General features: G+C 74.2%; 12 protein-coding genes. 2 read left to right on the top strand and 10 right to left on the bottom strand.

All coding sequences use genetic code 11. From position 1 onward, the window contains the following. Nucleotides 1-53: 53 nt before the first annotated feature. The 6 genes from AB2L28_RS20100 to AB2L28_RS20075 form a co-directional block, all read right to left on the bottom strand. Entirely contained in the window at nucleotides 54-1,127 is a 1,074-nt protein-coding gene (locus AB2L28_RS20100) for a LacI family DNA-binding transcriptional regulator (protein WP_370720778.1), read from the bottom strand. 101 nt (nucleotides 1,128-1,228) lie between these two features. Next, the gene (locus tag AB2L28_RS20095; RefSeq protein ID WP_370720777.1) at nucleotides 1,229-2,317 is read right to left on the bottom strand and encodes a Gfo/Idh/MocA family protein; all 1,089 of its coding nucleotides are present in this window, start codon (nucleotides 2,315-2,317) and stop codon (nucleotides 1,229-1,231) included. Next, nucleotides 2,314-3,099 (bottom strand): ThuA domain-containing protein, encoded by a 786-nt coding sequence (locus AB2L28_RS20090; RefSeq protein WP_370720776.1) that lies wholly within the window; start codon nucleotides 3,097-3,099, stop codon nucleotides 2,314-2,316. The genes AB2L28_RS20095 and AB2L28_RS20090 overlap by 4 nt, the downstream gene beginning before the upstream one ends. 34 nt (nucleotides 3,100-3,133) lie before the next feature. Next, complete coding sequence (locus tag AB2L28_RS20085; RefSeq protein ID WP_370720775.1) at nucleotides 3,134-4,000, bottom strand: carbohydrate ABC transporter permease; 867 nt, start codon at nucleotides 3,998-4,000, stop codon at nucleotides 3,134-3,136. Continuing rightward, a complete protein-coding gene (locus AB2L28_RS20080; protein WP_370720774.1) occupies nucleotides 3,997-4,956 on the bottom strand; it encodes a carbohydrate ABC transporter permease in 960 nt (319 codons plus the stop codon). Before AB2L28_RS20080 ends, AB2L28_RS20085 begins: the two co-directional genes overlap by 4 nt. Continuing rightward, nucleotides 4,949-6,208 carry a sugar ABC transporter substrate-binding protein gene (locus tag AB2L28_RS20075; RefSeq protein ID WP_370720773.1) on the bottom strand — a complete coding sequence of 420 codons (1,260 nt, stop codon included), beginning with the start codon at nucleotides 6,206-6,208 and terminating at the stop codon, nucleotides 4,949-4,951. The genes AB2L28_RS20080 and AB2L28_RS20075 overlap by 8 nt, the downstream gene beginning before the upstream one ends. Nucleotides 6,209-6,626: 418 nt before the next feature. On the opposite strand from AB2L28_RS20075, the gene AB2L28_RS20070 reads away from it, so the two are divergent. Beyond that, complete coding sequence (locus tag AB2L28_RS20070) at nucleotides 6,627-7,943, top strand: S8 family serine peptidase (RefSeq protein ID WP_370720772.1); 1,317 nt, start codon at nucleotides 6,627-6,629, stop codon at nucleotides 7,941-7,943. 6 nt (nucleotides 7,944-7,949) lie between these two features. Here the strand turns inward: AB2L28_RS20070 and AB2L28_RS20065 are convergent, their stop codons facing one another. The 4 genes from AB2L28_RS20065 to AB2L28_RS20050 form a co-directional block, all read right to left on the bottom strand. Next, nucleotides 7,950-8,609 carry an HAD family hydrolase gene (locus AB2L28_RS20065; RefSeq protein WP_370720771.1) on the bottom strand — a complete coding sequence of 220 codons (660 nt, stop codon included), beginning with the start codon at nucleotides 8,607-8,609 and terminating at the stop codon, nucleotides 7,950-7,952. Nucleotides 8,610-8,658: 49 nt separating this feature from the next. Further along, nucleotides 8,659-9,558 carry an MSMEG_6728 family protein gene (locus AB2L28_RS20060; protein WP_370720770.1) on the bottom strand — a complete coding sequence of 300 codons (900 nt, stop codon included), beginning with the start codon at nucleotides 9,556-9,558 and terminating at the stop codon, nucleotides 8,659-8,661. Between the two features lie 78 nt (nucleotides 9,559-9,636). Further along, nucleotides 9,637-10,551 (bottom strand): D-isomer specific 2-hydroxyacid dehydrogenase family protein, encoded by a 915-nt coding sequence (locus AB2L28_RS20055; protein WP_370720769.1) that lies wholly within the window; start codon nucleotides 10,549-10,551, stop codon nucleotides 9,637-9,639. A 9-nt stretch (nucleotides 10,552-10,560) separates the two neighbouring features. Beyond that, complete coding sequence (locus AB2L28_RS20050; RefSeq protein WP_370720768.1) at nucleotides 10,561-11,592, bottom strand: GGDEF domain-containing protein; 1,032 nt, start codon at nucleotides 11,590-11,592, stop codon at nucleotides 10,561-10,563. Nucleotides 11,593-11,825: 233 nt separating this feature from the next. Here AB2L28_RS20050 and AB2L28_RS20045 point away from each other — a divergent pair, with 233 nt between their 5' ends. After that, nucleotides 11,826-12,524, top strand: a complete 699-nt coding sequence (locus tag AB2L28_RS20045) for an HAD family hydrolase (protein WP_370720767.1) — start codon at nucleotides 11,826-11,828, stop codon at nucleotides 12,522-12,524. The last annotated feature ends 72 nt before the right edge of the window (nucleotides 12,525-12,596 follow it).

Here is a 12,596-nt window from a genome sequence, read left to right as displayed (position 1 = left end):
TCGTCGTCGAACTGTGGGTCGTGCTGCTGGGGATGCTACTGACCGGTCCAGGGTCACGGAACGCGCGGGGTGGGGCTCGCCCGCACCGAGGACCGGCGGGTCACGAAGGCCGGCACCCGGCGCACCCCGGCCGGTCCCGCCCCCTGCTCGAGGAGGTCGAACAACCACGACATGGCCTGTCGGGACACGTCGCGCGGGTGCGTGGAGACCGCCGTGAGGGGCACCGTGAACCCGGTCGCGTCGGCGTCGGTGGCGAGGGCCACGAGGTCGAGGTCGGTCCCTGGGCGCAACCCCGCCTCCTGGACCGCGTGCACGACGCGGGACAGGAAGGAGGTCACGAGCAGGGCCTGGCCGCCGCCGTCCAGGACGGTCCGCACCTGCTCCTCCACGCGGTCGCGCTCGAGCGGGACCCAGTCCAGCTGCACGCCGGCAGCCGCGGCCGCCTCCTGCGCGGCGGCCCGGAACCGCGGGACGTAGTTCAGGCCCCGGTCCACCGTGTCGGGCCCCCAGACGAGGGCCGAGACGCGGGCGGCGCCCGCGAGTTCGCCGACGAGGAGGCGGGCGCCGTCCTCGAAGTCGAAGTCGATGCAGTGCAGCCCGGCCGCGTCGTCGGGGAAGCCGATGAACAGCGTCGGCACCCGCAGGTCGCGCGCGATCGCGGCGCGCGGGTCGTCGGTGCTGACCTCCATGACGACCACGGCGTCGCACAGGGCGCGTCCGGCGACGCGCCGCAGCCCGTCGACCCCCTCCTCGGCCGTCACGATGAGCACGTCGTGGTCGCGGGCGCGGGCCGCGAGGGTGATCTCCTCGATGAACGCCATGAGACCGGCCGCGCCGAGCCCGACGTCGAAGGGCATGACCACCGCGACGATCTGGGTGCGCTGGCTGGCCAGCGCCCGGGCGCCGGCGTTCGGGTGGTAGGTGAGCTGGGCGATCGCGTCCTCGACGATGCGGCGGGTGCGCGCGGAGATCGGCCGCTTGCCGCTCATGACGTAGGAGACGGTGCTCTGGGAGACCCCGGCGACCCGCGCGACGTCCTTGCTCGTCACGGTGCGACCCGTCCCACCCCGGTTCCCGGCCACCGCACCTCTCCCGCCCGCACCCGACACCTCGTCGTCGATGCGCATCGACCGCACCGTAGCCGAGCCGGGGTCGGGGGACAACGCCCGCGCCCCGCGCCCGTTCCCCGCGCCCGGTCCGCACGGGACCGGGCACGGGGACGGACGGGTCAGCGACCGCCCGCCAGGGCCGAGCGCACCGACGACCAGCCCTTGAGCGCCGTGGCCACGTCCTCGCGCTGCTCGTCGGCCAGGGCCCGCGCGTAGGCGCGGTCCAGGACGTCGTCGAGCTGCACCCGCGTGCCCGACCCTGCGGACTCCACCGCGGCCTCGACCATCGCCAGGCTGAGGACGTTGTCGTGCACCTCCCCGGAGAAGGGGGTGCCGCGGGTGAGGAACGCGACGAAGGCGGCCAGCGAGCCGGCGATCTCCTGGCCGGGGTCGGTGAACTCCCCCGCCGTGCCGGCGGCGTCCAGCACGGGACGGTCGTCGCCGTTCCAGACGGCCGACCCGTTCGCACCCGAGAGCCGCCACGACCCGTTCCAGGACGTCTCCGCGCCCGGCGCGCACCACGAGCCGGTGAACGTGTACCGGGCGCCGGACGACATCTCGAACACGGCGGTGGCCGAGGCGTCCCCGGAGTACCAGGACCACGGCGGGTTGAACGACTCGCAGTAGACCGACACCGGTTCGGCGTCGAGCAGGTGGCGCGCCAGGTCGAACTGGTGGATGGCCATGTCCACCAGCAGCGGCTGGGCCATCTCCTCGCGGAACCCCCCGAAGTGCGGGGCCTTGAAGAACTCCGTCGACAGCGACCCCAGGTCGCCCAGGACGGCGGCCTGGGCCCGGAACTCCTCCACGTGCGGGTTGTACCGGCGCGACTGGGAGACGAGGAACGGCTGCCCGCTGACCTCGGAGGCGGCCGCCAGGGACAGCGCCTGCGCGACGGTGGAGGCCACGGGCTTCTCGCCGAGGACGGGGAACCCGGCGAACAGCGCGGCGGTGGTCACCGGGTGGTGGGCCTGCGGGACCGTCACGTTGACGACGGCGTCGGCCCCGACGCGGCGCGCGACCTCCACGACGTCCTGCCCGACGGGCACGTCCGCGCCCGCCCCGCCCTCCACCTCGGCCAGCGCCGCACGGGCCACGTCGAGGTCGAGGTCGACGACCCCGGCGAGCTCGGCACCGGGGTCGCGCAGGAGCGCGCCGAGCCAGGCCCGGCCCATCCCGCCGGCCCCCACGAGCACGAGGCGGGTCACTGCTGCGCCTCCTGCTGCTTGTCGGGGTCCAGCGCCCCCTCGTACCCGTGACCGTTGTAGAAGTCCTCGGTGTCGTAGCGCAGCAGGACGGGGCCGGTCCGCTCGGGGCGGACGGTGACGGCCCACTCGACCGCGTTGGAGAGGACCTTGCGGACGCCGGGGTGGAAGTACGTCGGGAAGTCCTGGTCGCCGGGGCGGAAGTAGAAGATCTTCCCGAACCCGCGCTTGAAGGTGCAGCCGGAGCGGAACACCTCCCCGCCGGAGAAGCTGGAGAGGAAGACGAGCTCGTCGGGGGTGGGGATGTCGAAGAACTCCCCGTACATCTCGTCCTCCTCGATCACCATCGGGTGCGGGACGCCCTGGGCGATCGGGTGGGTCGGGTCGACCGTCCACAGCAGTTCGCGGTCGTGCTCCGAGCGCCAGCGCAGCGTGCAGGAGGTCCCCATGAGGCGGGTGAACACCTTCGACCAGTGCCCGGAGTGCAGGACGATGAGCCCCATCCCGGCCAGGACGTGCCGCTGCACGCGCTCGACGACCTCGTCGGAGACCTCGGCGTGGGCCGCGTGACCCCACCAGGTGAGGACGTCGGTGCCCCGCAGGACCTCCTCGCTCAAGCCGTGCTCGGGGTCGTCGAGGGTGGCGGTGCGGACCGTGACGGCCTCGCCGAGGTTGGCCTCGATGCCCTCGGCGATCGCCCCGTGCATGCCGTTCGGGTAGCGCTTCGCGACCTCCGGTTCCAGTTGCTCGTGGCGGTTCTCGCCCCACACGGTGACGTTGATCATGAAGTGTGCTCCAGGTCTCGGGACTGTCTCGGGACTACTTGACGGCGCCGCCCGTGACACCGGCGGCGACGTACCGCTGGGCCAGGACGAGCAGGGCGATGGCGGGCAGCGACGACAGGACGGCCGTCGCCATGATGGGCGACCAGTCCGCGACGAAGCTGCCGACGTAGGTGTACAGGCCTAGGGTGATGGGCCGCAGGTCCGCGGTGGTGGTCAGGGTCAGGGCGAAGAGGAAGTCGCCCCAGGCGAAGAGGAACGTGAACAACCCCGCCGTGATGAGCGCGTTGCGGCTCATGGGCAGCACGATCGAGAAGAACGCGCGCACGTGCCCGGCCCCGTCCACGTAGGCGGCCTCGACGATCGAGGTGGGGATGGACCCCATGAACGCCCGCATGAGGATGATGGAGAACGGGATGCCCGCCGCGGAGTCGGCCAGGATCAGCCCCGGCACCGTGTTGAGCAGCCCCAGGTCGCTGTAGGCCGAGTACAGGGCGTTGGCCACGACGATGCCCGGCACCATCTGGGTGACGAGGATGCCGAACAGCACGATCGTCGCCCACCGGCCGAGCTTGAAGTGGGCCATCGCGTAGGCCGCGGGGGTGGCGATGACCAGGCTGAAGACGACCGCGCCCAGGCTGATGACCAGCGAGGTGACGAGGTTGCCGCCCTGCTCGCTGATGGCCGTGGAGTACCCGCGCAGGGTGATGTCCGCCGGGAACCAGGGCGTGGCGACGGCGTTCCCGGCCGGCTGCAGGGAGACGTTCACCATCCAGTACAGCGGGAACAGCATGACCGCCAGGATGAGGATGCCGACGACCGTGTGGACGGGCCGGCGGGGGGCCCGGCCCGAGGGCCGGACCGGGGCGCCGGGTTCGGTCCGGTGGGTGACGACCGCGCTCATTCGTCGACCGCCTTCCGGTTGATCCGCAGGTAGACCACGGCGAACACGAGGGAGATGAGGATGAGGATGTTGCCGAGCGCGGCGCCCTGACCGAAGTCGAACTGCCGGAACGACATGTCGTAGGAGAACGTCGAGATGGTCTGGGTCGAGTTCGCCGGTCCACCGTTGGTCAGACCGAGGATCACGTCGATCACCTTGAGCGTGTAGACGACGCCGAGCACGAGCACCACCGTCACCACCGGCCGCAGCATCGGCCAGGTGATGTGGCGGAACGCGCGCCACCCGGTCGCGCCGTCCAGGGCACCGGCCTCGTAGAGGTCCTCCGGGATCTCCTGCAGCCCGCCGTAGAGGATCGTCATGTTGAACGGGATCCCCAGCCAGATGTTGACCCCGATGACGGCGAGGAGCGCCAGTTCCGGGGACGTCAGCCAGTTCGGGTGCAGGTCCAGTCCGGGCACGGCCGACAGCAGGCGGTTCAGCGCCCCGTTGTCGGTGTCGAGGATCCAGCGCCAGACCGCGGTCCCGGCGATCATCGGGATGAGCCAGGGCAGCAGGATGAGGGAGCGCAGCACGCCGGACAGCGCGAACTTCTTGTGGAAGAACACCGCGATGGCCAGGCCGATGGCGAACTGCCCGACGATCGAGCCGACCGTGAAGAACAGCGTGTTCCACAGCGTCCGGTCGAAGATGGCGTTGCCGACGACGGCGGAGTAGTTCGCCAGCCCGACCCAGGGGGCCTCACCGGTGTAGAACGTCCGGGTCGTGTACGCCTGGAACCCCATGAGGACGTTCTTGACCACGGGGTAGCCGAAGAACAGCACGAGGTAGACGACGGCGGGGACGAGGAACGCGACCTGGACGACCCGGGCCTGCGTCTTCTGCGACCCCCGGCGCCCCGCCGGCGCCCCGGCCGGCGGGGCGGTGCGGGAACGGACGCCGACGGCGGGGTCAGCCATCCTGCGCCTGCTTCAGCGCGTCCTCCGGCGTCATCCCACCGACGAGGGCGTTCTGGACGGCGGTGTAGATCTTCGTGGCGGCCTGGGGCCAGTCCGGCCCGAGCTCACCGGTGCGGGCCCGCAGGTCCGGGACCTGGGCGGCGAACGCCTCGAGCTTGGGGTTCTGCGAGGTGACCTGGTCGGACAGCTCCGGCTTCGTCGGCACCGTCCCGGTCCCGAGGGAGATCTCCACCTCGTTCTCGTCGCTGTTGAGGCACTGCACGAGCTCGGCGGCCTTCTGCTGCTTCTCCTGGTCGCCGGTCTGCGGCACGGTCCACGCCTCGCCGCCGAAGGGCGAGACGGCCGTCTCGCCGGCCTGCGGGACGGGGAGGGGCACGATGCCGTAGTCCAGACCGTCCACCGCGTCGAGGACGCCGAAGTTCCACGGGCCGTTGATCATCATGGCGGCCTTGCCCGCCGAGAACTGGTCGGCGACGTCGGCCTGCGACCAGTTGACCGACGACTGCGACAGCGACCCGGAGGTCATGAGGTCCTTGACGAGCTGCAGCGCCTCGGCCGTCTGCGGGGTGGCGATGTCCTTCTCGTCGCCACCGTTGGACCACATGAACGGCAGGAACTGCCAGGTGCCCTCGTAGGTGTTGATGTTCGACATCGCGAACCCGTACTGGTCGCCCTGCGTGAGCTGGGCGGAGGCGGTCTTCAGCTCGTCCCACGTCGTGGGGGGCGCGATCCCGGCGGCGTCGAGGACTTGCCGGTTGTAGAACAGCGCGATCGTGTTCGTCACCGGCTGCAGGGCGTAGAGCTCGCCCTCGTACGTGGAGGCCTGGAGCACGCCGTCGGCGACACCGGAGGAGTCGACGCCGAGGTCGCCCAGGGGGGCCAGGGCGCCGGAGGCGGCGATCTGCTGGACGTCGGGGTTGTCGAGCATGAGGACGTCGGGCAGCGTCCTGGAGGAGCTCTGCTGCAGCACCTTCTGGATGAGGGTGTCCCCCGGGACGGACTCGCGGGAGATCTCCATGCCCACGCTCTGCCCGCACGCCTCGATGGCGTCGCCCCAGATCGTCTTGTTGGGGTCGGAGTTGTAGTAGTCGAGCACCCGCAGGGTGTCCGGGCTGCCGCCCGCGGTGCCACCACCACCGCCACCGCAGGCCCCCAGGGCCAGCGGCAGCACCAGCAGGGCGGCGAGCCCGGCGCGGGTGCTGCCCCGCCGTCCCGCCTGCCGGACCGAGCGTCGAGCCGTCTGTCGTGCCATCTGGTGTCCTCTCCTCTTCCCACGGCATCGTGGGGATCGGTCGTCGATGCGTATCGACGACGGGTGTGGTGCGCCGTGCAGGGCACCACGGGGGGTCAGTGCGTTCGGCTCGCCGGCGGCCGGGGGTACCGGGACCCGACGGGCGTCACCCGGCCGGGTCCGGCCGGGCCGGCGGGGAGGAGGCCGCGGGTCGCGACGTCGGCGGACGTCCGCCGGTGCGGGTGGGACACCCGACCCTCCCCTCTGAGAGCTCCGGACCACCGCATCCGCCCTTCGCGCGGGCCGACCGGTCGTCGATGCGCATCGTCGATGCGCATCGAAAAACTAGCCTGACCTGACGAACCGCACAAGTGGTCCGTCAAGTACGCCGCCTGGGGGGCCGATGCACCGTCGTCCCGTCCGACCGCAGGGAGCAGCCGTGCCCACACCCGCCCGCCCCACCACCCGGACCGCCGTGGTGGGCGCCGCGCTGCTCGCCGCGACCCTCGCGGCGGCGCCGGCGCAGGCCGCCACCCCCACCTCCCCCGCGACCGGCGCGACCGTCCACGTCGACGCCCTGCGCTGGGTCGACGGGCAGCCGCGGCTGGAGACCCGGACGGCCACCGGCACGGCCTCCGCCGCCCGGCTGGTGCGCGCGCTCGACGCCGACCCCGCCCTCAGCGACGCCCAGGTGCGCACGACGTACCGGATGACACCCACGGGGTCCGCGGCCCTGCCCGCGCGCCGGCTGCTCGCCACCGACCCCTACCTGCGGTACGCCTACCACCTCACCGCGGTCGACGCCTACGCCGCGTGGCCCACCACGAAGGGCGCCGGGGTCAAGGTCGCCGTCCTCGACTCCGGCGTCGACCCCACGCAGCCGGACCTGGTCGGGCGCGTGCAACCGCTCGGCAACTTCACCGGCGAGTCCGACGCGATCGTCGTCGACCACGGCACCGAGGTCGCGACCGTCGTCGCCGGCGCCTACGGCAACGCGGTGGGCGCCGCGGGGGTCGCCCCGGAGGTCACCGTCCTGTCGGGCAAGGTGTGCCGCAAGGACGGCTGCCCCAGCGACGCCGTCGTCGCCGGGATCACGGCCGCGGTGAAGGCGGGCGCGAACGTCGTCAACCTGTCCCTGGGGGGACCGGACTACAACAGCACGACCGCCGCCACGATCCAGTGGGCGGTCGAGCGGGGTGTCGTCGTCGTCGCCTCCGCGGGCAACTCCGGTGCCACGGGCAACGCCGTCCAGTACCCCGCGGCGTACCCGGGCGTCGTCTCGGTGTCGGCGTCCACGACGTCCGGCGCGGCCGCCGCCTGGGCCCAGCACAACTCCTCCGTCGACCTCAGCGCACCGGGGGAGGCGATCCCGGTGGGCACCCCCCGCAGGTCCGACGGGTCCTACGCCGTGGTCGCCGCGTCGGGCACGTCGTTCTCGGCCCCCCAGGTGGCCGCCGCGGCGGCCCTCCTGCGCGCCGTCGCCCCGACGGCCGACGTCGCGACGGTCTCGGGCTGGCTCACCGGCACGGCGACGGAGCAGACCTGGCCCGACGGGTACGGCGCCGGGATGCTCGACGTCGCCGCGGCCGTCCGGGCCGCCCGCGCCGCGGCCCCTGCCCCCGCAGCACCCCCCGCGGCCGCACCCACGAGCCCGCCGACGACCGCACCGACGACCGCACCGACGTCGCCCGCCCCGGCCGCGGTGCCGCGCGCCCGCCGCGCGCTGCGCCCGGTGCCGGTCCCGACCCGGTCCTGAGGGCGCTCAGGACGGGCGGGCGAACCCCGTGCGGTCCAGGGACTCGATGAGTTCGGGCAGGGAGTCGAAGACGGCGCTCGCACCGGCGTCGGCGAGCTCCTCGGCGGAGAAACCCCCGGTGCGCACCGCGAGGCTGCCCATCCCGGCGTTCTTCGCCGCCTCGCAGTCCCAGACCGAGTCCCCCAGCAGCACCCCGGAACGCCCCGAGACCCGTTCGAGGGCCACCTGCAGCAGGTCCGGGGCGGGTTTCGTCGCGTCCGCGTCGTCCGAGGTCGTCCACCCGTCGACGAGGTCGCGGGCGTCCAGGAGGTCCAGGTAGGCGTCGACGTGCTGCTGCTTGCCGGAGGAGGCGAGCACGACCGTCCAGCCGCGGCGGTCCAGCTCGGCGATCAGGTCCCGGGCCCCCTCGAACGGCTGGACCTCGGGCTGCAGCGGGTCGAACTCCTCCGTCCACGCCGCGCGGACGGCGTCCCCGTGGGCGGCCTCGAACCCGTCCCCGGCCACCGCGGGCACCAGCTGGTCCCCGCCCATCCCGATCGCCCGGTGCAGCCGCCACACGGGCAGCGTCACGTCGAAGCGCCGGAACGCGCGGAACCACGCGAGGGCGTGCTGGTAGTTGGTGTCGACGAGGGTCCCGTCGACGTCGAGGACGGCGGTGTCGGGCACGGGGGTCTCCTCCAGGGGGTCGGACGGTGGGGGCTCGGACGGTGGGGGCTCAGACGGCGAGGTCGACGCAGAACAGGTCGCGGGGGTCCTGCAGCAGGGCGGGTGGGCAGACGTCGGCCCGTTCGGCGCGCCCGCCCCAGCGCACCGCGCGGCGGTGCCGCACGGACACGCCCTTGCCGGACGCGAACCCGTACTCCCCCACCACCTCCCCGAGCAGCAGGGCCCCGTCCCGCTCCACGGGGACGGCCACCTCGTCGCCGGGGGCGAGTTCGTGGACGAAGCTGTCCAGGACGCGCAGGTCCTTGCCCGGGCGCCTGCCCGGCGCGACCTCCTTGAGCAGCTGCCGCAGCGTGGCCCCCTCGGCCGCGCCCCGCACGTCGACGTCGATGCCCGACGCCGTCCCGAGCCCGGCGACTCCGTCGGTGAGGAACTCCCCCAGCGCCTGCGGCGACTCCGGACGGACCACCCAGACGAGGCGCCCCGGGGAGCGCACCGGCGGTTCCGGGGACGGCGGGTCCGGCCAGACGTACGGCAGGTCGTCGGGGTCCTCGTCCCCGAACACCGGCCGGTAGAACCCCGGGTCCTTGCGCAGCAACGCCGACCGGTGGCTGCGGTGCAGCGCCTCCTCCCCCAGCCACGGCGGCAGGAGGCCGTCGAGCTCGGCCTGCGAGCGCCCCGCGACCTGCGGGGCGAACTCGGCGATGAGCCGGGCGGTGGAGTCCGCGCGTCCCGCGCGCGTCCAGGCGTCCGTGCACGCCAGGCCGTACGCGACGAGCGCGGGCGTGCACCCGCGCCACATGCGCACCGCGGGGTGGTTCACCCAGCCGTAGTCGGGCAGCTCCAGGGCGCGCAGGACCTGCAGCGTCTCCACCCGTTGCTTGCCCAGCCGCGGCCCGTCGAGGACGGCCGCCGACCGCGCGAAGTCGGGGTACGGGAGGAACGTCTGCACGGCCCCACCGTGGCCCGACCCCCACCCCGCCGCACCCCGAACCGGGGCCCGGGGCAGGGGCGAGGGAGAGGCGGGCGGTCAGTACCCCGCGTCGAGGTCGACGAGGCCGAGGAGTTCGTCACCGGCGCCGAAGCGGCGGACGTTCTCTTCCACCCGCTCGGCCAGCAGCGGCACCCGCAACGACGACGGGTTCGTCGAGTGCGGGGTGACGATCGCGCGCGGTTCGCTCCACAGCGGGTGCCCGTCGGGCAGCGGTTCGGGGTCGGTGACGTCGAGCGCGGCGCCCGCGATCATCCCGTCGCGCAGGGCCGCGACGAGGGCGTCCGTGTCGACGAGGGACCCGCGGGCGATGTTCACCAGCCAGCCCCGCGACCCGAGCGCGCGCAGTTCGTCGGCCCCCACGAGCGCTGCCGTGTCGGCGGTGGCGGGCGCGGCGAGGACGACGTGGTCGGCGACGGCGAACACGTCGCGGGCGCGGTCGGCGGCCCACGTCTCGTACGCCCCCTCGACGGGCAGCCCGCGGCGGGTGACGGCCAGGACGCGGGCGCCGAGCCCGAGGAACGCCGGGATCATGGCCTTGCCGATGCCGCCGGCGCCGACGATCGCGACGGTCGCCCCGCGCAGCGTCGTCTGCTCCCCGTCGAGGGCCTCGTTGTCCCACGTGGTGGCGCGGGCGGCGCGGCCGACGGCGCGGACGCCCGCGAGCAGCAGCGCGACGGCCCCCTCGGCCACCGACGTCGAGTAGGCCCCCGTGGCCGACGTCCACGTCCGGTCGCGGTCCAGGAGGCCGGACCCGACCCAGGACTCGACACCCGCCGAGGGCAGCTGCACCCAGCGGATCCCGTCGTGCAGGTCCGGCAGGTCGCCGTGACCGCCGGTCACCACCACGGCCTCGGCGTCGGCGAGCGGGACGACCCGGCCGCCGCCGCGCTCCACCGCCTCGGTCAGCTGCGGGTCGTCCTGCGGTCCGATGTGCACGGCGGGGGTGGGCACGGGGTCTCCCTAGAACTCGTGGGACAGGTCACGCACGCTGTCGGCCCCCACCCTAGGTCCCCACCCGTCGGCCGCCTCCGCGCTGCGGGTGCGGTCGCGCCCGTCCCGCTTGGCCGCGTAGAGCGCGGCGTCCGCGGCGACGAGCGCCCGCTCCGCGCTCGTGACGTCGTCGAGCGTGGCGCACCCGGCGGAGAACGTCGTCGCCCCGCCGGCCTCGCACCAGGTCTGCCGCAGGCGTTCGACGACGTCCACGGCCGCTGCGGTCCCGCTCCCGTGCAGCAGGAGGACGAACTCCTCACCGCCGAACCGGGCGGCGTAGTCGTCCCGGCGCAGACCGGCGGCGAGCACCGCCCCGAACTCGCGCAGCACCTGGTCGCCGAAGGCGTGGCCGCGGGAGTCGTTGAGCTGCTTGAAGTGGTCGAGGTCGCAGACGACGACGGTGTCCCCGGGCCGCAGGCGCGTCATGCGGTCCTCCAGGTCGCGGCGGTTGCCGATGGTGGTGAGCGGGTCGGTGCGGGCGTCGCGGACGAGGACGTCGGCCGCGGCCCGCTGCCGCTGCGCCAGCTGCGCGAGCAGCTCGGCCACGAGCAGCCACACGCACGCGGTGACCACCGTGCGCACGACCACGGTGGAGTCGTGGCCCTCCGAGGACAGGAGGTACAGCGGCACCGCGACGGGCAGCAGGCCGTACGCCGTGCGGGAGGGCAGGAACACGCCGACGTACACGAAGCACAGGACGAAGAACGGCACGTAGGCCCCGGCCACGTCCCGGGTGCCGGTGCCGACGGCCGCCAGCGCCCCCATGACCGCGAGGGGGAAGACGAGCGGCGCGCGCGGTGACCAGCGGTCCCACGGCAGCGCGCTGCTCACGCCGAGCAGGGCGAGGGCGCCGACCCCCGCGGCCGCCAGCACGAGCTGGTCGGTCGGGCCGGGCGAGAGCAGCCACGCCGTCAGGGCGACCAGCGTGCCGCTGACCAGGAGCAGGGCGCGGCCGGCGACGACGGCCGGGCCGCCGGTGAGCCAGCGGGCGGGCACGCGCACGGCCCAGCGTCGCCACCGGGACGGCACCCAGGGGTGGTCGCCGCCCCGCGCGCGTCGGGGGCTCGCCCCGGCCAGGGGGTCTCGACCCACCCGTCCCACCGTCCCTCCAGTTAGACACGATGCGTGGTGATCCGCTGACAGATTGCCACGGCAGGGGGGCTCGGTGCCACGACCTCCCGCCCCTGGCGGACGCTCCGGGTCGCCGCGGGCGGAGCGCGCTCCTACGGTCGGACGTGTCCCCCGCAGAACGCCTCCCCCGCCCGAGCGCCGTCGTCCTGGACGTCAACGAGACGCTGTCCGACCTCGGCGCGCTCGACGCCCGGCTGGCCGCCGTGGGTGCCGGCCCGCGGACGGCCGCCCGGTTCCTGCCGGCCGTGCTGCGCGACGGCTTCGCCCGCACGCTGCGCCAGGACCCCCTGCCGTTCGCCGAGGTCGCCGCCGACGTCCTGCGCACCGAGCTCGCCGGCGCCGCGGACCTGGACCGGCCGCTGGAGGACGCCGTCGCCCACGTGCTCGGCGCCTTCGACGAGGTCGTCCTGCACCCCGACGTGGCCCCGGGGCTGCGCCGGTTGCGCGAGCAGGGCGTCGTCACCGTGGCCCTGACCAACGGCGGCCTCGCCGCGTGCGAGGGCCTGCTGGAGCGCGGCGGGGTCCGCGAGGACGTCGTGCACGTCCTGTCCGTCGAGACCGTCGGGCCCTGGAAACCCCACGCCGCCGCCTACGGCCACGCCCTCGACGTGTGCTCGGTCCCCGCCGGGGAGGTCCTGTTCGTCGCCGTCCACCCCTGGGACCTCGACGGGGCCGCCGGCACCGGGATGGCGACCGCGTTCCTGGACCGCGCCGGCACCGGCGCCTACCCGCGGCACGCGGCACCGCCGACCCTGACGGCCCGCGGGCTCGACGACCTCGCCGGCCGCGTCCTGGGCGACTGACCCCTCGGCCGGGTCCTCCGGTGCGCCCCCGCCGGGAGGGCGCGTGCCGGGGCCCTGGAAACCCACCGGTCT

This window comes from Kineococcus mangrovi (assembly GCF_041320705.1).
GTDB lineage: Bacteria > Actinomycetota > Actinomycetes > Actinomycetales > Kineococcaceae > Kineococcus > Kineococcus mangrovi.
Note: the sequence above shows the minus strand (reverse complement) of the source record. Positions and strands in the feature narration are given on the sequence as shown.

Coding starts and splice junctions, on each gene's coding strand:
- AB2L28_RS20100 (WP_370720778.1), bottom strand. CDS start 1,127: ATGCGCATCGACGACGAGGTGTCGGGTGCGGGCGGGAGAGGTGCGGTG.
- AB2L28_RS20090 (WP_370720776.1), bottom strand. CDS start 3,099: ATGATCAACGTCACCGTGTGGGGCGAGAACCGCCACGAGCAACTGGAA.
- AB2L28_RS20085 (WP_370720775.1), bottom strand. CDS start 4,000: ATGAGCGCGGTCGTCACCCACCGGACCGAACCCGGCGCCCCGGTCCGG.
- AB2L28_RS20080 (WP_370720774.1), bottom strand. CDS start 4,956: ATGGCTGACCCCGCCGTCGGCGTCCGTTCCCGCACCGCCCCGCCGGCC.
- AB2L28_RS20075 (WP_370720773.1), bottom strand. CDS start 6,208: ATGGCACGACAGACGGCTCGACGCTCGGTCCGGCAGGCGGGACGGCGG.